This window comes from Bartonella doshiae NCTC 12862 = ATCC 700133, assembly GCF_000278155.1.
In the GTDB taxonomy this organism is placed as follows: Bacteria; Pseudomonadota; Alphaproteobacteria; order Rhizobiales; family Rhizobiaceae; genus Bartonella; species Bartonella doshiae.
The window spans coordinates 324974-345486 of sequence record NZ_JH725094.1 but is presented as its reverse complement, the minus strand read 5'-3'; the positions used below and the strand labels follow the sequence as shown (position 1 = coordinate 345486).

General features: G+C 39.7%; 12 protein-coding genes. All 12 read left to right on the top strand.

Annotated elements, in window-relative coordinates; genetic code table 11:
• The first annotated feature begins 682 nt into the window (after window positions 1-682).
• The 12 genes from nagZ to MCS_RS01520 all read left to right on the top strand — a co-directional run bounded on the left by nagZ (window position 683) and on the right by MCS_RS01520 (window position 20352).
• Entirely contained in the window at window positions 683-1714 is a 1032-nt protein-coding gene (gene nagZ, locus MCS_RS01580) for a beta-N-acetylhexosaminidase (RefSeq protein ID WP_004854772.1), read from the top strand.
• A gap of 196 nt (window positions 1715-1910) precedes the next feature.
• Window positions 1911-2222 carry a twin-arginine translocase TatA/TatE family subunit gene (gene tatA / locus MCS_RS01575; RefSeq protein ID WP_004854769.1) on the top strand — a complete coding sequence of 104 codons (312 nt, stop codon included), beginning with the start codon at window positions 1911-1913 and terminating at the stop codon, window positions 2220-2222.
• 55 nt (window positions 2223-2277) lie between these two features.
• Window positions 2278-2721 (top strand): Sec-independent protein translocase protein TatB, encoded by a 444-nt coding sequence (gene tatB / locus MCS_RS01570; RefSeq protein ID WP_004854765.1) that lies wholly within the window; start codon window positions 2278-2280, stop codon window positions 2719-2721.
• Entirely contained in the window at window positions 2718-3500 is a 783-nt protein-coding gene (tatC, locus tag MCS_RS01565) for a twin-arginine translocase subunit TatC (protein ID WP_004854764.1), read from the top strand. Before tatB ends, tatC begins: the two co-directional genes overlap by 4 nt.
• A 59-nt stretch (window positions 3501-3559) precedes the next feature.
• Window positions 3560-4837, top strand: a complete 1278-nt coding sequence (serS, locus tag MCS_RS01560) for a serine--tRNA ligase (RefSeq protein ID WP_004854761.1) — start codon at window positions 3560-3562, stop codon at window positions 4835-4837.
• A 142-nt stretch (window positions 4838-4979) separates the two neighbouring features.
• Window positions 4980-5639, top strand: a complete 660-nt coding sequence (locus tag MCS_RS01555) for a protein-L-isoaspartate(D-aspartate) O-methyltransferase (RefSeq protein WP_004854752.1) — start codon at window positions 4980-4982, stop codon at window positions 5637-5639.
• Between the two features lie 163 nt (window positions 5640-5802).
• Window positions 5803-6972 carry a M23 family metallopeptidase gene (locus MCS_RS01550; RefSeq protein WP_004854749.1) on the top strand — a complete coding sequence of 390 codons (1170 nt, stop codon included), beginning with the start codon at window positions 5803-5805 and terminating at the stop codon, window positions 6970-6972.
• A 386-nt stretch (window positions 6973-7358) separates the two neighbouring features.
• A complete protein-coding gene (gene yajC, locus MCS_RS01545; RefSeq protein ID WP_004854747.1) occupies window positions 7359-7811 on the top strand; it encodes a preprotein translocase subunit YajC in 453 nt (150 codons plus the stop codon).
• A gap of 493 nt (window positions 7812-8304) precedes the next feature.
• The gene (locus tag MCS_RS01540; protein WP_004854745.1) at window positions 8305-8691 is read left to right on the top strand and encodes an Mth938-like domain-containing protein; all 387 of its coding nucleotides are present in this window, start codon (window positions 8305-8307) and stop codon (window positions 8689-8691) included.
• Between the two features lie 1330 nt (window positions 8692-10021).
• Window positions 10022-11824: a ShlB/FhaC/HecB family hemolysin secretion/activation protein gene (locus tag MCS_RS01530; RefSeq protein ID WP_004854735.1), complete on the top strand. Its 1803-nt coding sequence runs from the start codon at window positions 10022-10024 to the stop codon at window positions 11822-11824.
• Window positions 11825-11845: 21 nt separating this feature from the next.
• Complete coding sequence (locus MCS_RS01525; RefSeq protein WP_004854732.1) at window positions 11846-19942, top strand: hemagglutinin repeat-containing protein; 8097 nt, start codon at window positions 11846-11848, stop codon at window positions 19940-19942.
• The gene (locus tag MCS_RS01520) at window positions 19939-20352 is read left to right on the top strand and encodes a hypothetical protein (RefSeq protein WP_004854729.1); all 414 of its coding nucleotides are present in this window, start codon (window positions 19939-19941) and stop codon (window positions 20350-20352) included. The genes MCS_RS01525 and MCS_RS01520 overlap by 4 nt, the downstream gene beginning before the upstream one ends.
• Window positions 20353-20513 lie beyond the last annotated feature (161 nt).

Genomic DNA, 20513 nt, shown 5'->3' with positions numbered 1-20513 from the left:
TATCTGTGACTGTTCATCGAATGTCTTTCCTAATATAAAACAATAGTTTTTATATCAACAAAAGCTCTTTTCTAGATAAAAAATATTTGTATTCAAAAAGTATACGGTTTTAGAAGAGTATCAATGTTATAGATATAAAATTTTCCGCTATGCTCTTTTTAGAGTGATATATTATATTTGCGCTGGTAATGAGTTGATAAGATTTTCAATCTTTAAACAGAAACGTGATCACTTCAATTGTAGTATATAGCATAATGTAGAAAAATCTCTATTATTACTATTTCAAGAGGAAACTGAATTTAATTATATCAGCAGGAAAGAAGGTAAAAAATTTAAGTTTCATTTGTCATTATCAATCAGTTAGCCACTGATTTGAAGAGAGGTTTGTTTGTTATGTCTGATAAATACAGTTAAGCCGCTCTTTACTTTAAGCCGGTAGATCTGAAACTTATGCAAGTGCAATAAAACGCAAACTAATATACATACAGATTTTTAAAGAGCACATTTGCGTTTTAAGTGATAATTTAAATTGGGCAGGGCGAAAATTTTATTTCATATGGGAAGTGATAAAGTTGTTGTGTATGGTATTAAAAGAGTGCTGTTAAAAATTGACATAAGATGGACGAACTGTCTCAATCGCATGAGGGATTATTGATCAAATAAGGATCAAGGGTTTGTGATCATGTCAGAAACAAAAGCAATGATTACTGGTATTTCTGATTTTTTTTTAAAAGATAAAGAAAAAGCCTTTATCGTTGAACATAAGCCTTGGGCTTTTATTTTATTTGCACGCAATATTGGTACAGCCGATGATGTCAAGGCACTTACTGAATCTTTACGTGAAGTAAGTGGACGTGATGATCTTTTTATTTTTATTGATCAGGAAGGTGGAAGGGTACAACGTTTGCTTCCACCTCTAGTTCCTCATTATCCAGCAGCTGCAGTTTTGGGAAAACTTTATAAAAAAGATCAGGATAAGGGAGTTCGTGCAGCATGGATTATGTCACGACTTCATGCATTTGATTTGATGAAGTTTGGCATAAATGCTAATTGTCTGCCTATTTTAGATATTTTTGTTGGTGGGGCGCATGATGTTATTGGAACACGTGCCTATGCTTCAGAAGTACAAGCTGTTACGGCTTTAGGGTCTGCTGCTGCTCAAGGACTTTTAGACGGAGGTGTTTTACCAGTTATGAAACATATTCCTGGACATGGACGATCACTTTCCGATACACATTTCGAATTGGCACGTGTCGATGCATCCCTTAATATCTTAGAAGCATATGATTTTATGCCTTTTAAAAATTTAGCAAATTTGCCAGCTGCGATGACTGCGCATATTGTCTATGAGGCAATTGATGATCAATTTCCTGCAACATTGTCTAAAAAAGTTATCGAGAATGTTATTCGTAGGAAGATTGGTTTTGATGGACTTTTAATGTCAGATGATGTGTCAATGAAAGCTCTTTCTGGAAGTATGTTTTCGAAAAATTTTTCAGATTTAGCGCGTAAAATTTTTGCAGCAGGTTGTGATATTATTCTTCATTGTAACGGTAATCTAGAAGAGATGTATGCAATTGCACATGCGACGTTATTTTTAAAAGGCAAAGCATTGAAACGTACACATGATGCTTGTAAGCGCGTTTTGCAATCCGATCATTCCGATGAGCTTGTGTTAAGAGAAGAGTTTTCAGATCTTTTGTCTTTTGTTTGAAAAAAGCGTGCTCTGTATTTGTTATGATACGCTGAGAAATGAAGTTACGTTAAAGGGTGAGTTTGCAGTCAGAAATATGTACTTTTCTTTAATTTGGTGAAAAAAGATACATGTAAGACAAAGTTATATTTGGAAGATTCTTTACAGAATGAGTATGTTTCAATGAAAACAAATTTAAAAGAAGCGAGAGAGAGTAATGGGTAATATTTTTTCACCAACGCATTTAATTATAATTTTACTGGTTATCCTCGTGCTTTTTGGACGTGGTAAAGTTTCTGAATTAATGGGTGATATTGCTAAAGGTATTAAAGCTTTCAAAAAGAATATAAAAGAAGAAGAGGAAAGTGCTGAGGATAAATTTGAAATGTCTCATACTTCCAAAGCAATTAATGTAGAATCTAAACAATCTTATCCACAATCGACAAAGTATGCGGCTGCTGACAGAAAAGTTCCTTCTTCTACTAAAAGAAGTAAGACGTCTGTTACCAAAAAACAGCATGTAAAGTAAACAAAGCGCCAAGATCGTTATACATTATTTTTTATGAGGAAATCGAGTATAAGCCATGTTTGGGATTGATGCGCCAGAGCTTTTCGTGATCTTACTTGTTCTCATTGTTGTCGTTGGACCCAAAGATTTACCTAAAATGCTAAGGGCTATGGCAAAGACGATAGCCTATGTGCGTTCAATAATGCATGAATTTCGTTACCAGTTTGATGATGCAATGAGACAAGTTGAGTGCGATGATATGCAAAAGACGTTATCCAGCATCAGCGATCTTAATTCACGTGAAGAGTCTACAGAGACTGTTAATCCAACTCACAGTGCACGAGAGGGTATGCGTGATGGTTTTGAAGGAAATACACTACGCCATAAATCAGAAAAAGAAAAAGGAATTTTGGAGTGTGATCAGAAGAAAGCAACCAATGAAAATTCAACAACAGCTGCTGATCTTGATAGTTCTAGAAGTATTTCTGTAACATCGAAAGAGAGGGACAGTGCTTTATGAGTTTTGATAAAAATGAAGTTGATGCCAGTATGGCTCCGCTTTTAGAGCATTTGATTGAACTCCGTCAGCGAATTATTTCTGCTTTGATTGCATTTTTTATAGCTTTTATGCTGTGTTTTTTTGTCAAAGATTATATCTTGAATTTTTTGATATGGCCTTATCAGTGGGCAATGAAGATATCAGGGGGAGATCCTGAAGCTATTCGTCTGCAATCGACGCAAGTGTGGGAAACTTTTTTAACAAAGATGAAACTTGCTGCTTTTGGTGGAGCTCTTTTGTCATTTCCTTATACGGCTTTTCAGTTTTATAGCTTTATAGCACCAGGGCTTTATAAAAATGAGCGTATGGCTTTTTTGCCGTTTCTCATTGGTGGACCAATTTTATTTTTTATTGGAGGAGCATTTGTTTATGCTCTGTTGGCACCGATGATGTTATGGTTTAGCCTTACCCAACAATTTCTTCCTAATACCCATTTAAGAATAGAGTTTATAGTCCGTATCTCCGATTATTTGAATTTTCTAACATCATTTATCCTGATTTTTGGTTTGATTTTCCAATTACCTCTTGTTACAAGTTTATTAACGAAAGTTGGCCTTTTGACATCTTACGTTCTGGTCTCCAAACGAAAATGGGCTATTCTTATTTCTTTTATAGTTGCGGCAATAGTAACTCCATCAGATTTTTTTACTATGTTTGCAGTAGCTTTACCGACGATAGCTCTCTATGAGATCTCAATTTTAATTGCTTACTACATGGAAAAGAGAAGAAAAAACTCTTAAGAGAAGTCTGTTTTTTTGTGATAAGAAATAAGGCAAAACGATAAAAATGAGGAATTCTGATGCTTGATATTAAGTGGATTCGTGAACACCCTGAGAAATTAGATGAAGCTTTGGCAAAAAGAGGGCTTGAGCCGCAAGCTGAAAGATTAATAAAACTTGATCTTGCACGTCGGACGCATGTGGCTAAGGTGCAATCTGCGCAAGAGCGCCGTAATGTTATTTCAAAGGAAATAGGGCAAGCTTTTGCTGTGGGTGATCGAGAAAGAGCAGAACGTATGATAGATGAGGTTGAAGAGACTAAACTCTTCCTTTCTTCTGCTACAGTGGAAGAAAAACGCTTGACGGAGAATTTTGAAAAAGCTCTTTCAGAACTTCCAAACATCCCACTGGATGATGTTCCAGAAGGTAAAGATGAAAGTGATAATGTTGTTATTCGTCATTATGGGACACCGCCGGTGTTTGACTTTACACCAAAGGAACATTTTGATCTTGGCCAAAATCTTAAGCAGATGGATTTTGAACGAGCAAGTCGTTTGTCGGGGACACGCTTCACAGTATTGTCAGGTGCATTGGCACGGCTTGAACGTGCATTGGGCCAATTTATGCTTGATGTGCATGTTGAGGAGCATGGTTATACAGAGGTTTCAGTTCCTTTTCTTGTTCGTGATGAAATTGTTTATGGTGCAGCCCAATTACCGAAGTTTGCTGATGATCTTTTTCGCACGACAGATGACCGTTGGCTTATTTCTACAGCTGAAGTACCATTAACCAATTTGGTTAGCAATGAAGTTCTTGAGATAGCAGAGTTGCCATTACGATTTTCTTCTTTGACTCCTTGTTTTCGTTCAGAGGCAGGTTCTGCGGGGCGTGATACACGTGGTATGTTGCGTCAACATCAATTTTGGAAAGTAGAAATGGTATCAATTACGACTGAGGAACAGTCTTTAATTGAACTAGAACGTATGACAGAATGTGCTGAAGATATATTGAAACGGCTTGGTTTGCCTTTTCGTACAGTCATTTTGTCTACTGGTGATATGGGATTTGCGGCACGTAAGACTTATGATATTGAGGTTTGGCTTCCTGGTCAGGGATGTTATCGTGAAATTTCCAGTTGTTCAGTTTGTGGAGATTTTCAAGCGCGACGCATGAATGCGCGGTATCGTAAAGAAGGCGATAAAGCACTCTATTTTATCCATAGTCTTAATGGTTCTGGTACAGCTGTTGGTCGTTGTCTGATTGCCATTCTTGAAAATTACCAGCAAGTTGATGGATCAATTATTATACCAAATGTTTTACAACCTTATATGGGGGGCTTGCGTTGTATTACTGCTTAGTTTTACCAAAGGAGAACTAATATGCGTTTATTGCTAACAGATGATAAGAACGCGCAAACGCAGATTTTTGCCATTTTAAAGGAAATAACGTGTGTGTATGATGAGGATGAGATAAATTCTCCATTGGGGAACGAATGATACTATGGGGCAAAAGGATATTTTACGATTTCGTGAAGAGTTAGCAAGTCTTGTGCTGAAAATGCGCAGCAAAGGAATTGATGATGTTCGTTTTTTTGCGGCACTTGAGAAAATTCCGCGACAACAGTTTATGGCAGCTCCTTGGCTCAACAGCGCTTATGATAATAAAGTTATTCCAATTGAATGTGGTGAATATATTGAGCGTTTGGAAGAACAGCTTTTAATTCTTTCTGCTTTATCGTTGAAAAAAAAACATCGTGTCCTAGAAATAGGTACAGGCTCTGGTTTTTGTACTGCTCTTATGGCTTGCCTTAGTGACCGTGTGATAACAATTGATCGCTATAAAACGCTTGTTGATTTGGCGCGACAAAAGTTTCAAACTTTAGGAATTGAAAATATCGTTATACAGCAGATTGATGGAAGTCATACAGTTGCGGATTTGGGGTCATTTGATCGCATTCTTATTTGGCCATCACGCTCTGATGAACCAAAAGAATTTTTAGAACTTTTAGCTGAAAATGGGATTCTTATTCAAGCTATAGGACCAGATGAAGGAGTGCAAATGGTGACGCGTTATACAAAAATTGGTAGTCGATGTGAGCGCTTAGATATGTTTCAAGTGCGCTATCAACCCTTTATCGACGGTATTGCGGAAGTGCTTTGATTTTTAAAGCAAGACACTCCCAAAATATGTTACTTTTACTTAATGATAAATTCATTTTGGTTTTATTGTTAGGATATTTATAAATAAAATGCCTTATTTTAACTCTTAAGTAATACTAAAAAGCTTTAATAGAGTCAGTTGGGTATGGTTAGTGAGCAAAACTATGTGTTTAGAAGTTTTGGGTAATATTTTTCGGTGTAATTTCCAGGGAATAGCCCTTTTGACAATAATTACGGTTCTTGCAGGATGCAGTTCTGGTACACAACGTTTTTCTCATCATGACACTTCTATGGAGTCAAACATGTTTTCAACGATGCCCACCGATTCGCAAGTATTATCGAATAGTGGCATAATACAGAGCGCTGAGCTTCCCCCTATGGAATCGAGTGGAGGCCAAGAGATCTATAACAGTAGTGCTCCAGATAATTTTCAACAACGGGGTGGAGAATTTTTTTCTGATAGTCGAATGATGGGAATGCCCCCACGTAATCTTGGAATGCTTTCCCGTTCACAAGTGAATAGCACTTCTCTTTTTCAAAGAAACTCTTACATTGTACAAAGTGGTGATACACTGTTAAGTATTGCGCGGCAAATAGGAGTTAGTGTTGATGAATTAAAATTAGCAAATGGTATAAGCAATAATTCTATTTATATCGGTCAGTTGCTCATGATTCCAACTAGGAGCACGGGAGTAACTTCAAATGCTCATAATGGTGATAAGAAGGGTACATCAAAAATAGAATCTTCACTTCAGTCTCAAGTCACATCTTCTGTGAAACATAAGGAGTCTTCACCTCTCTATAAATCTCTTGTAACAGTTGTGCCTTCTGCAAAGGTGAACAGGAAAAATGTTGAGCAACGTTCTTCTAGACAGATATCTTCATTGAGTCATGAAATAGGCAATTTAGATTCAGCTATGAACGAAAATAATGATGTGGCACCGCAAGCCACAGGGATTTCTAAGATGCGCTGGCCAGTACGAGGGCGTTTATTAAGTCAGTTTGGTCAAAGGAAAGGAACGGCAACTAATCGAGGAATAGACATTGCTGTTCCTGAAGGTTCATCTGTAAAAGCAGCAGAAAATGGTATCGTTATCTATGCAAGTGATGGATTGAAAGAGCTCGGCAATGTTGTAATGATTCGACATGAAAACAATATTATTACTATTTATGGATATAATAGTGAGCTTATTGTTAACAAGGGACAAAGGGTACGTCGTGGTGATGAAATTGCTAAGTCTGGTGTTTCAGGAAATGTGAAAACTCCGCGTGTTTATTTTGAGGTACGTAAGAATTCTGAACCTGTTGATCCTATCAAATATTTAGAAAATTAACTCATGATGACTTTATTTTAATTTTAAAAATTCATAGCTTATGTGAATTTTTAGTAACACAATCAATATACTTGATAATATTTAAGAAATGAAACTTATTATGCTTAAAGAGAGTGATTAATTATGTTTCATTGGAATGGATAAGAAATATTTTGCATGATTTACTTTTCGTATTAGGGAGAATATTTTATTCACGGTATATAAAAAGAAAAATAAATCTGTTTTTGAAAAGCTTTTGCCCGTTGCTTTCTGTCTCTTAAAGATTTATTTCCTTTTTAATAAGGCTGCGACTACGTTATGTAGTTATCGCTCTGTATAATATACTCTAGGAAATCTTATTTTATTAGAGTGGGACATACCTGAAGTTTAATCTATAGGAGATAAAAATGTTGATTACTAACGCTTATGCTCAAGTCGCAGGCGATGTTTCCAACGGGACCTCATTTGTTACTTTCGTCCCGTTCATTCTAATTTTTGGAATTATGTATTTTTTTCTCATTCGTCCGCAGCGTGCACAAATAAAAAAACGACAAGAAATGCTGAATGCTGTACGTCGTGGTGATACAATTATAACGGGTGGTGGCATCATTGGCAAGATTACGAAAGTTCATGATGAGAATGATGAATTAGAGGTTGAGATTTGTGATGGTGTACGTATTCGCGTGATCCGTTCAACATTGTCAGATGTTCGCGTAAAAGGTGAACCAATTTCGGAAAAAAAATCAAAACTCAATACTAAAATAAAAGTACCACAAAAGTCTAAAACTAAAGTCGTAACAAAGGAAAATACAGGCTCTTCTAAAAAGAAACAATCTGAATCAGAGGAAGAAAAATTTTAGAGTATAATTGTGTATATAATGTCTTTTTAAAAGCGAGTTTTTATAAAAATGGATGGCTCTTATATTGAAAGCCATCCATTTTATGCGCAGTTATTATAGTTAATAAATGAATGTACATTTTCTTTGTTTTTTCAGAGTAGCCTTTTTAATAAAGGTTTATTTTGTGTTTTGCATGTTGCAGCAGTTTTCATTATCCTTTGAATAATGGCATTATTTGTATAGGAAGTGGGTAGTGCATTTTTCGAGCAAATAATTTGAGATGAGTTTTTCTTTTTAAAATGAATACTTTAAAATAATGGATGAAATCTCTGATTATAGCTTATTATAAATTCTTTTCACACCATCTAAGATGGTTTTCATGTGAAAGATTTTACATCAATATTGCTATATGGGTTATTCTTACTATAACAATATTTGTTATTGGTTTTTTGCTAGACTTTGAAGATAGAGGATAAAATAATTAGGTTATTAAAAAAATAAAGGACACGTACTGATGTTTCAAGCAATTCAAATACGTGAGGCACATTTTCCAGGGCGTGCACCCATTGATGCTTATGGAAATGGAGGTTTTCGTTTCGCTGATATATCTCATAGAGGTTCTATTATTTGTGTTCCATCAGGTATTTACGGTATTAATATGATTGGGCCAATTCCCACTCGAGAAGATATAGCGCGTGTTTTGGAAGAGGCAGATAAAATTGAGATTTTATTAGTCGGTACTGGGGTTGAATTATTGCGTCTTCCTGAAGAGTTACGAATGCTTTTATGGGAAAAGCATATTTCATTGGATACAATGAGTACGGGGGCAGCGGTGCGTACATTTAATGTTTTGCTAGCGGAAGATCGTGCTGTCGCTGCGTTACTGTTTGCGGTAGAATAAAAAATATTTTTAATAAATCAATTAGCCAGTTAAATATAGAAAATTGTATAGGTATTGATTGTATTTAGTTTTTTGTTCCTACTACTCTTTTTTAGCTTTAAAAGTGATTTTTATGATTAGCACTCTTTTTAAAAGAGATTCTATATTATCTTTTGTTCAGCCCAAAAATACGTCTAATTATGATAATAGTGCACTTAAATTTATAGTACAGGTAGCTGCTAATTTGCTTAATCCGTGTACTGATTTTTATATCTTCTTGAGTATACGTATGATAAAATATGATATCAAGACTTGCTCTGGTGAGTTTTTTCATTTTTACTACAAATGAATATTTCATAAGTATTTATGTAAGCATAAATACCTGTCTTGCTAAAAACTCTGGTATTTCCGTAAAGAGTATCATCTATGGTGATAGCTTTATCATAGACTTTGGCATTTACATAAATGTAGGTAATTTCAAAAACATAAGTTTTCTCATGTAAGGGGGCTTTTTCAATAAAGTTCAGAAAGGTCATAAATTTTAGCATGAGAATAGTCTCTAATGGCTTCTAATAATAGTACCCTAGAGATCAAGTACAATTTTCCAATTATCTCACTATTTTGGAACTCTGCAATCCCCATTAATGATAACAATAGCGAAACAACGTAAGGCAGGAGTAGCAACAAAACAAGTAAAATTTTTATTGATAATTTTAACATTAGAGAATAAAGTACTTCGTACATTGCACTTTAAAGGAAAAACAATACTTTCTTCTTCTTTACAGGGAGCATCTTATAAAGATGGCTATTCTTTGTGCAGGTGAAGGGAGTTTTAAGGTCCTTGTAGTTTTAGTTTTTTGCTCAATGGAGCAGGTTAATTTTGATGGAGAACAGGGGGGATAATAATACAAATTGGAATGGTGTTATTATTATGTTCGTCAAAGTTTTGATTTGATAGAGCGGCAAGATAATATAATCATGTAAAATTATTCAGAGATAGTGAATTCAATAGAACGATGGACGTATGATATTTTTCTATGGTTTTCATCGTGTTGCTGTATTATTACTCTCGAGAGCGTTATGAGCAAAGTTATCTTTGTAAAAAGTTTATTTTTTTATTTCGTTGAATATCTCTCTATTTGACTGTTTCATATACAATATTGATAATGTAAATGTAGCGAGCAAGTTGGATTGCAAATGAAAGAAAGTGGAATAATATTTACAACTGTATTTGGATATAAAATACACACTCTTGTTAACAAAACTTACATGAGAGTAGGTCATTTTCATCTTTAATAAGCATTCAGTTCTAATCAAGTTTTTTAGTTGCTTTTAGAGCAATGCTTACAGAATGACAAAAGTGGGGGGCAAATCTGTATTGTTATTTATCTTTTTACGCCAGGAAAGCTTTTTAAGGCTTTTTCGAGCTATTTTTGTTTTATTTGGTTTTTTAAATGGTGTAAGTGTTTATGCACAATCTTTGGCTGTTTTACATCCACAATTGCCAACGGATGATTTTTCTCGCCAACGGTCTGAGAAGCAAAGGTTAGAGAGAATTGAGCATTTACGTGCTTTAACGCCTAAAGAAACTAAGACGCCTTCTAAAAGCAATCATAAAGCAATTTTTAGTGGTGGAAATTGCTTTGCTATTCATCATATTGTTGTTGAGGGAGCGCATTACGTCAAAAAGCACGCTCTTTCAGCCATAACGGAGCCTTATGTTGGGAGATGTATTGGTCTTTCTGATATCCAGACATTGGTCAAACAGTTAACCAAGGTTTATTTGGATAAAGGCTATGTGACGGCGCGTTTTTATATTCCCGATCAAGATATCAAAAGCAGTAAAGAGCTGAAGTTTATTGTTGTTGAGGGCAAGCTTTCAGATATTTACTATAACGGCTCTCTGGCTTCTCCCTATAATGAGATTGTGTGGAGTGCTTTTCCTGGACTTAAAGGGCACATACTCAATATGCGTGATGTTGAACAAGGGCTTGATCAGATCAACAGGCTTCAGTCAGCCCATGCTCAAAGTGAGCTTCTTCCAGGAAGAGAAGAGGGCAGCACTATTCTTAATATTAACAATCATCCTGATCAAACTTTGAGGGTTAGCGTTTCCCATGATAATTTGGGACAAGCCTCTACGGGTTATGCGCGTTATAGTGCAAGCTTAAAACTGGAGAATATTTTAAGAATTAATGATTTATGGGATTTTAGCTATCAACGCAGTGAACCCGATTATTGGGGTGAGAGCAAACAAGAGGGGCATAGCAATAATATTTCAGCGAGTATGAGTATTCCGTACGGTTATTGGACCTTTGCTTTAAATGGCTATGCCTATAATTATCAGAGCATTATCAAAGGCAATTTTACAGATATTGAAACGACGGGCACTTCCAGTGAATTACACGTCAGCACAAGCACAGTTGTTAACCGCGATAGTATTTCACTCACCACACTCACTTTAGGTTTTTCTTATAAGAGCACTAACAATTATCTTCTTGGTAATAAAATCGAGGTTGGTAGTCGCCAATATAGCGTTGCAAATTTGGGTCTATCTCATTCTCGCCAAATGTTTGGTGGAACATGGACGTTTGATGTAGGTTATTTGCAAGGGCTTGATTGGTTTCATTCTGTCAAAAAAACGGATCGAGGAGGGGCGGGGGATGCTGAGCTTCAATTTTCTAAATTTACGGCTACGATCAGTGTAATGACTCCCTTTCAGGAGGGAGGCTTAAACTTTATTCTTAGCAATCTTTTGGTAGGGCAATATTCACCGCATAATTTATTAGGAGCGGAACAGATGTCGTTGGGTGGCGCTTCCAATGTGCGTGGCACGCGTGAGAGCTTGCTTTTTGGCAATAATGGTTTTTTCATCCGTAATGATTTGTTGCTACGAACTCTTCCGTGGAGCAACAACACTATTCTCAAAAAGGTTTTTGGTGAACTTCGTCCCTTTATTGGTTTGGATTATGGTCGTGTGTTTTCGCAACCTTTGTATGGTTTTAGGCGTGAGCGGCTTGCGGGTTGGACAGCAGGTGTAAAGCTTGCAGGGGGCATCGTATCTCTTGATGCAAGTTACTCCAGTATTTTTTGGAGCACATTTAAGCACAAGAAGCCAGGAACATTTTTTATGACATTAACAATGAGTCTTTAAGCATAGATAGGAGGGGAAGAAGTGTCATATGATATGAAAGCGAAAATGGCAATTTTGTTTGAAGTTTTAGTATCGAGTACTATGCTTAAAAAGGTTTTGGTAGGTGGGATTGGTTTCCCTTTTCTTTTACAGCCAGCAATGTTACAGGCGCAAATTGTTGTTGATCCTAACGCAGGTGCCGCTCATCGTCCTGATATTGTGGCAGCACCCAATGGGGTTTCCTCGATTGATATTGTTACACCCAATGGCAAAGGCTTATCACACAATAAATATTACGATTTCAATATTGGAAATCCAGGTGTCATTTTAAACAATCATGCGCAAGAAGTGGGACAATCGCAGTTGGGTGGCATTATGCCGGGCAATCCGCATTTGCGTGTTACGGGTTCAGCAAAAGTGATTTTAAATGAAGTAACCAGTGGCAAGCGCAGTGCGTTGAAAGGTCCAGCGGAGGTTTTTGGGCATCAAGCAGATGTGATTATAGCCAATCCCAATGGGATAAGTTGTGATGGTTGTGGTTTTATCAATACGCCCCATGCGACCTTAACCACAGGTGTACCAGAAATTGATGGGAGCGGTTTTCTGAAAGGCTTTGAGGTGCGAGGTGGGGATATCACCTTTGGAGCAAAGGGAGCGAATTTTTTCTCTGGTCAAGGTGCTGTTGATATTGTCGATATTGTCTCACGCACAGTGCATTTTGAAGGAGCTGTTGCGGGGAGGGAGATTGGAGTGACAGCAGGCACGGGTCACTTTGATTACGCATCTCGGCAGATGAAGGAACTGACCGATATTACCGGCAAACCGGAATATGCGATAGATGGTTCTGCGTTAGGGGCTCTACAGGCGGACAGAATAAAACTTGTGGCGACAGAAAAAGGTGTTGGGGTTCGCATGCGTCATGATATGGCGGCCAATGCGGGGCAGTTACATCTTTCTGCGGATGGGAAACTCTCGTTGAAGGATGTCTTTGGTCATGATGGTGTTGTCCTCAAATCGAAAAGCCAGAGCGTATTAGCAAAGCACATTACGTCGAAAAAGCATATTGAGATTGCAGCAAAAAAGGATGTCACGTTAGAGACGGTTGGTGCGGATGGTCATTTGAGCGTAGATGCGCAGGATGGGCTTTTATTGATTGCAGGAAAAGCAACATCGGGGGGCAATATGGAGCTATCTTCGCGCCATTTTCTCCAAGTTTCAGGGCTAGGGTCAGGTGCTGATATGGCTCTTGAAGCGGGCGGAGACTTGAGGCTTGAGGGGATTGTTTTAGCGCAAAGGAACCTCAAGGCACATGCCGGAGGTGATATCCAGGCGCAGCTTTTAGCTGGTGGGGTTGATATGGCGGCAACGGGTACTGCTGGTGTTGTTGTTCTTGGCTCCCAAGGGGATGTTGCTCTCCAGAGCAGTCAAGGTGCGATTTTCGCTGAAAGTGTTTATGGAGCAGGAGATATCACCCTGGTTTCTCATAACGGGCTTTCAGTTTCTCAAACAATTCTGTCGCATCAAAATGTTGCCATTCATGCACAACCAGAAACAAATGCTGCGGTTCATTTTGATCAACTTGTAGCCTATGGCAAAGCAGTGATTGATGGAGGGGTAGTCGATTTTGCTTCACTGATGACGGGTGGTGATACTGTTTTAAAGGTTGAGAATCTGGATGCAGGAACACTTATTACGGGTGTTGATTTTGCTCAATCGAGTGCAAGAGCTACAGGCGCTCTTTCTTTGCATGACAAAGGTTCCCTTTCTCTCACGGCACAAAGGGGTGTAAAGGTTGGGCAGATTGTTAGTAGTGAAAATATTGAACTTTCTGCTGGCCAAGACATTTATTATGGTCAGGTTATCGGCTCTGGCACAGCAACATTGACATCGGTATCAGGAGGGATCAGTGTTGAGAATGAGCTGTCTGCTAAGGGGGATGTGAGGTTAACGGCAAACGCTCTCGATTTAAGCAATAATCGTTCTCATATTTACACACCGCAAACGCTGTATTTAAAGGGGGATCATATTGATGTTTCGGGGAGCACGCTGACTTATGGCGGTTTAGATTTTAACAGTACCAAAGCTCTTGAGATTGTCCATGCAAGGCTACAAGCCGTGACAGATCAGGGGGGGACTGGAGATATTCTTTTTGTTGCTCCAGGCGTTATGGTGGATGAGGCTACATCTGTTTTAGCAGCCAGAGATTTTACCATCAAAACAGGGGAGCTTGAAAATAGTGGTCAATTGGCATCGGGACAGAATTTAGCCTTTAGCGTGAGGGGTGATGCAAGGAACAGCAAAACGGGTTTAATCTATGCTGGGGGGAGTGGAGCCTTCAAAGTCGATGGGGCTTTGCTCAATGATTTTGGTGCCATTGTAGCAGAGGGTGATTTATCTTTTACCAATGCAGAAGGTACCGGGAAAAGCTTTTCTCTTGTTAATAAAGCAGGCTTGATTCAAGCTGGTGGAAGCTTAAATATTCAAACCAACACCCTGAAAAACGAAGCCGATAGCACGCCTGTCATCACAGAAAAAACGGAATATGCGACCATTTCATTTGAAAAGCCAGATGATTTTCATGATAGCAGAGATGGGTTGTTATATCACGATACAAGGCGCGATCTTTGGGGAAAAGGGCACATTGAAGAGCCAAACACAATTCTCGGTATTAACATCGAGCATACATTATTTAGTTTGGACGAAGTACTTTTTGGTAATAAGGAAGGATCATACGGTAAGCTAACTTTGAAAGATGGAACAGCTTACAAGGCTTTTACTTGGGTAAAAGGACGGGCGCATGCTAGAGATCATATGCAAACATATAAATGGAATGGTGATAACTGGGGGTTTTTATCCCCAGAGAAAAACTGGTCACACATGACCGAACAAACTATTACGCAAGGGTTTTCGCATAAACCGTCTGTTCAGGGAATGATACAATCTCACGGCAATCTCATCATTAACGCTGATACCATTGAGAATAACTATAGCATTATGAGAGCGGAAGGAAACGCTGATATCCATGCCGGCGTGCTAACCAATTTAGGAGCAACGGCTTATAAAAACACCTATATGGTTTGTCATGCAAACACAGACAGTTGTTATGGCTATAAAGCTGATGGAAGCCGCGATGTTTCTTTAGACATAGCCAATGGCAAGGATCGTCATATCCGCTCAGAAGCTTTGGAGAGCGTTTCTGGTCTTGTCCAAGCGGCGGGCACATTGAATTTGGTGGTTGATCAACTCGACAACACGGCAGCGGAAGGCTCGATTACGGGGGATGCGCATTTTGAAGCCAAAGCGGCTGGAGGTAATCCACTGGAGGCATTAAGCGGTTTAACCGGTGCTGGTGCTTTATTTACACCAAACATCTCTATAGCTGGTACAGCTGGTGTTTCGGATGGGAGTTCGTTGCCTTTACCAAAACCCCAATCGGGTGGGGTTGGTGGCACGCTGCCGAAACAAAATTTTCTTTATGAAACGCGGGCAGAATTCCTCGATGTTGGCAAGTTTTATGGCTCAGCTTATTATTTGAACAGAATTGGCTACAATCCTGATCGGGAGATTTTTTTCTTAGGGGATGCGTATTTTGAAAAGCAGCTGATTGAAAAGCAAATGCGTGATCTTGTTGGTCAAGGTTTAGGAAAAGGCTCTTTTATTCCTGGAAGTGATGCCATTGAACAAGTCAAAACTTTGCTGGATAGAGGGGCGGAATATGCAAAAGCACACAATCTCCCCTTTGGTGAGCCTTTAAGTGAAGAACAGTTGGCCTCTCTAGAAGCCCCGATGGTGATTTATGTGCGTCAAAGCGTAAAGGGCATGGATGTTTACGCACCGGTGCTTTACATCCCCGAAAAAGACAGATCCTCCCTTGTCTCTGCTGGTGCTTTGATCATGGGGGATGATGTCAATATCACCAGCCAAAATACCAGCAATTCCACGATAAGCAATTCAGGGCGGATAAGTGCTACCCATAATTTGTCTGTGCATGGTGGTGATATTCTCGCTCAAGGAGGGCATTTTGCGGCTGGTGGGGATGCTGTTATCCTTGCGGAGAAGAATATCCGCTTTGACGCAGGGCGCACAAGTGTTGAGGGTGTGGAGACTGTTTTAAATACCGATGCGCTTTCTGTTGGTGGTAATGCGCGCGTGATTGCCAAACAAGATCTCACAGCTTCAGGGGTGAGGATCACCACGAAGGGTGATCTTGCCATGGCTACAGAGCAGGGCAATTTAACAATAGGTTCAGCACAAACGCATTACCATGATGAACAGGGTGATGCCACCATGCATCATAAATCAGAAGTCAATTCTGGGGGGGCAACGACACTTAGCTCTGGAAAAGATCTCAATGTTCTAGGCTCTGATGTTCAAACAAAGGATAATCTTTTCTTAAAAGCTGAGGGCAATGTTTCGATTGATGCCACGCGCAGCAGCATGGACAATCATACGCAGGATGGGCAAACTTCCCATGTCGCCTTACACAATGGCTCTCATTTAAGTTCTGGAAAAGATACCACTGTCATCTCCGGTGGTGATATGCATATTGCTGCTTCCGATATAGATACGAAGGGCAATGTTGCTCTTGGTGCCCAAGGGGAGATAACGGTAGGGGTGAGAAACGATGAAAGAGATTATCATTTTCAGAAAAGCGACTTTAGTATTGACAGGCAAGAGTCTATTTCTCTGGGCTCTTCGATAAAATCAGGGGGTGATACCACTGTCATTGCAGGGCAGGATGGAAAGGCGCATGACCTTAGCATCACGGGCAGTTCTGTTACGGCTGATGGCAAGGTAGGGCTGAAAGCCAGCAACGATGTCCTTATCACCAATGCAGAGGATAGCTTACATACTGAGATATCGAGCCACACAGAAGATGGCAGATTTTTAGGAGGAAGCTCATCCTATCATGAAACTTCTGATGCTACGCAAGTTTTGGGTTCAAGCATAACAGGGGGAGAAGGTGTTGCTGTTGAATCTGGAAAAGACACAACAATCATTGGCTCTATACTGCTTTCTGGCAAAGAAGAGAAAACGGAAAAGCAGACAAAAGCAGATATTTCTATTCACTCTGGTGGCAAGATTACTATCAAAGGCGCTCAAGAACAGTTTGATCAACAACAGCAATCGTCTTCAAGGAGTTTTTTACACGAGAAATCTTCTGATAGCTCTCAATCGCATAGCACAACGGTTTCCACTGTTTTGGGAGCGAGTGGCAAGATTGACATAGAGGCGCACAAAGAAGTCAAGGTTTCAGCTTCTCATCTTGTTTCAGATCAAGACATCAATGTGACAGGTGCAGATGTGACGCTTGATGGCATGACAGATCACCATAGCAGCCATTCACAGGAGCATGAAACAGGTTTTGGTGTGGGATCAAGCAAGGGCTTTTTATCGGTATACGGAAGTGATAGGAAAGTGCGAAATGAAGAGAGTTTTGAACATGCGGGCTCTTCTCTCAATGGGAAAAATATCACCATCACTGCCACCAGAAAAGATGTGAACGTTGTGGGCTCTGATTTTACTGCGCAAGAAAATATTCATGTTTCGGCAGTCCATGATGTGAATGTTTCACCTGGTCACAATAGCCATAAGTCAAACTCTGTAGAAGAGCGGGAAGGTTTTGGGTTTCAGTTTGAAAAGAACCCTAGCGGTGCTTCCGTGGGTGTTGGAATTGCAAGCGCTAAAGATACGGTGGATCAATTGGAAAATACCAATACGCTATCTCATTTCAAGGCGGGCAAAGATGTGCAGTTTAATGCCGATCATGATGTGAATTTACAAGCGACAAATGTTTCGGCAAATCGTGATGTCAACATTGATGCGGGCAATAATATCACCCTATCAGAAAGCTATGATACCTCTAACGCACAAGAAACGCATGAAAAGTCCTTTGCTGGTTTTACAGGTTCTGTCAATGTTGGGCTTGTTGGCAAGCTCCAGGATATCAGGGAAGGGACAAAAGGTTTTGTTTATGGGGATGGGATCTACAAGATAGGCAGTGGTGTCATTGCTGGTTTAAAAGGGAAAGATCTCTATGACAAAGGCAAAGGTTTTTATGATGGGATCAAGGGTGGTGGATCAACAAAAGAAGGTCTTCTCAATATCGTTGATATTTCCAGCAGCATTACAGGGGGCTTTAAGACAGAGAAGGCAGAGGCATCGTCTCATGCATTGTCTGCGGTAACCGATAAAATAGAAGGGGGGCGAGCACTCACCATGCATGCCCATAAAGGCAGCCTCCATGGTTTTGGAGCGGATATTTTTGCTGGTACAAATTCTGCTTATTCGCAGGATAATGATGCACAGAGTGGGAATATCACCTTGGAAGCAGGGCAAGATATCACCTTTGAAAGTGCACAAAACAAGCAAAGCACACAAAACAACATGCAAAGTGCTTCAATGAATATTGGATATAGTTATGGTACTGGTGGCGCAGGGTTGCTGGGTAATGCTTCTTTTGGTAAAGGGAAGGGTTCCGGTGAGGCGGTTCACCAGAAGAACAGCCATATCATTGGTACGGGCACTCTTTACACCAACAGTAGGGGAAACACCACATTGGCAGGCGCTGTGGCTTCTGGAGAGCGTGTAGAAATGGAAGTATGGGGTGATTTGACCATTACCAGCCGCAGTGATACGGGAGAAAGTTCCAGCAAGCAGCAATCGGTTTCTTTTGGTTATAATGGCGGGGAAAAGGATGATGCCGCCTTAAGCACTGTTTCCTTGAACAAGGATAAATCCTCTAGCGATTATCATAGTGTTGTGGAGCAATCAGGCATCAAAGCTGGTGATGGCGGCTTTGATATCAACGTTCAAGATAAAACAAAGCTGACAGGTGGGCTTATTTCCAGCACCGCGCCGGCAGAACAAAACAGCCTGACCACAGGAAGCATGAGCACAAGTGACATCACCAACAGTGCGTATGCGCAAGCGAACAGCCAAGGTTTCAGTATTGCTGTGGGTGGTCCGATGTATCAGGGCAAATATGGTGTCGGGAAGAACATTGCCAAAAATGTCTTAGATCATGCGAAAGCTAAAGATTCAGAGGAAGGATATACCAAATCCGCCATTAACGATGGCACCATCGTCTTGACTGATGAAGCTGGGCAGAAGGCATTGACAGGGCAAGATGCAGAACAAGCCGTAGCCTCCCTGAACCACAACACTGTTGCAGCCCATCAGGGTGTCCAACAGCTAGACGTCACCAAGCTGGAACACATCGTCCATGAAAACCGTGAAATGGCAACCCAACTTTTAGAAGAAGGGTTTAAAGTGAGCGATGAATCCTATAAAACCATGTTTATCAAAGAGCATCCCCTAGCTGTGGTCGACCGTGATGAAAAGGGCAATGTGATCTATGCAAAAGATGAAAATGGGAAGTATAAAAGAGATAAGCAGGGACGACCAATACCTCAATCACATTATTTAACGGCTGAGGAAAAGCAGCATTTGCAAGAAGGTACTGATGGCAAGGTGCATGTCTCCTTTAATGGCATTTTTACTCCACCAGAGGAAGCCGCTGTTTATGCAGAGCAACATGCGAAGGATAAGAATGCTCCGCTCTATTTTGTTGTGTTCCCCGAAGCGGATTCTGCTATCTCAGAACTTTTGGTCGCGGGCTATCAGAAGTTTCTGGAAAATGACTTTTGGGGTTTGACCAATTCCACACAAGAAGCAAAAGATCTGATGTATAGCCATGGTATTACAGGGTTAGAACTTTATGGCCATAGCCGCGGGACGATGACATTGGGGAATATGCTGAATTCTTTCAAACAAGAAGGTGTGCACGGGATAGCTGACAATACGAATATCAATTTCTATGGACCAGCCTTTAATGCTTTGACTGCATCCGGTCTGTTAACTTATGTGAGTGATAACAAACAAACGAGTGTTGGTTTGGAAAATCATCAATATGACTTTGTTGGTGGTGTGATTGGAGGCAATCCTGCGACTTTATACCAAGTTCCTACAGGCAGTAACAGATGGAACGAAGCGTGGAAAATTCTAACAAGTTATCCTAATGTTCATGCTTGTTATGGCCATGCGGATCAAAGATGTCAGAAAGCTTATGGGGCTTCTTATAAGCATCATGACCAAATTGATTCAATTAAATCAGGTAAATCAGGGGGGAAAAAATGAATATATTTTTTAAATTATTAAGTGGGTTAATTCTGCTAAGTATAGCTGGATGTGGTATTGAAAATATAGACAAACCTCCTGCAGGAGAGATATATATGTGGGAGAAGGCTGGCGCAGATTTTACCGAGGTAGCAAAAGCCTTATTAGAATGTGGCATGCCAACACCTTATAATGTTTTTCCAGAAAATAAAAAGCTCAGTTTTAATGAGAATGCAACCATTGAAGCTTGCATGCTCCAAGCTGGCTTCCGTGATAAAGATAAATGGGGGGGAACTTGGTGTGAGAATTACAAAGCCGAAAACTTGCCCATATGTCGTCCAGGTGCTGTCATACCACAGCGCAGTGTCAAGAAGCGCTTAAACAGCCCGTTTTGTAAAAAGAATCCTAAAGAAGATGAATGTCAGCCTTAAGTCTTGCTTGTGATGATCAACAATCCCCCATCCTTACCATTCTCTTAGAATGGCGGGGTTGTTTCCTCAATCCACTTTCTCATTCAGTCCTGAACTGTTTTGGAAGTGGAGGCATAAATATCAACAAACTTATGAGCTTTCTCATCGTAAACAAACCCATT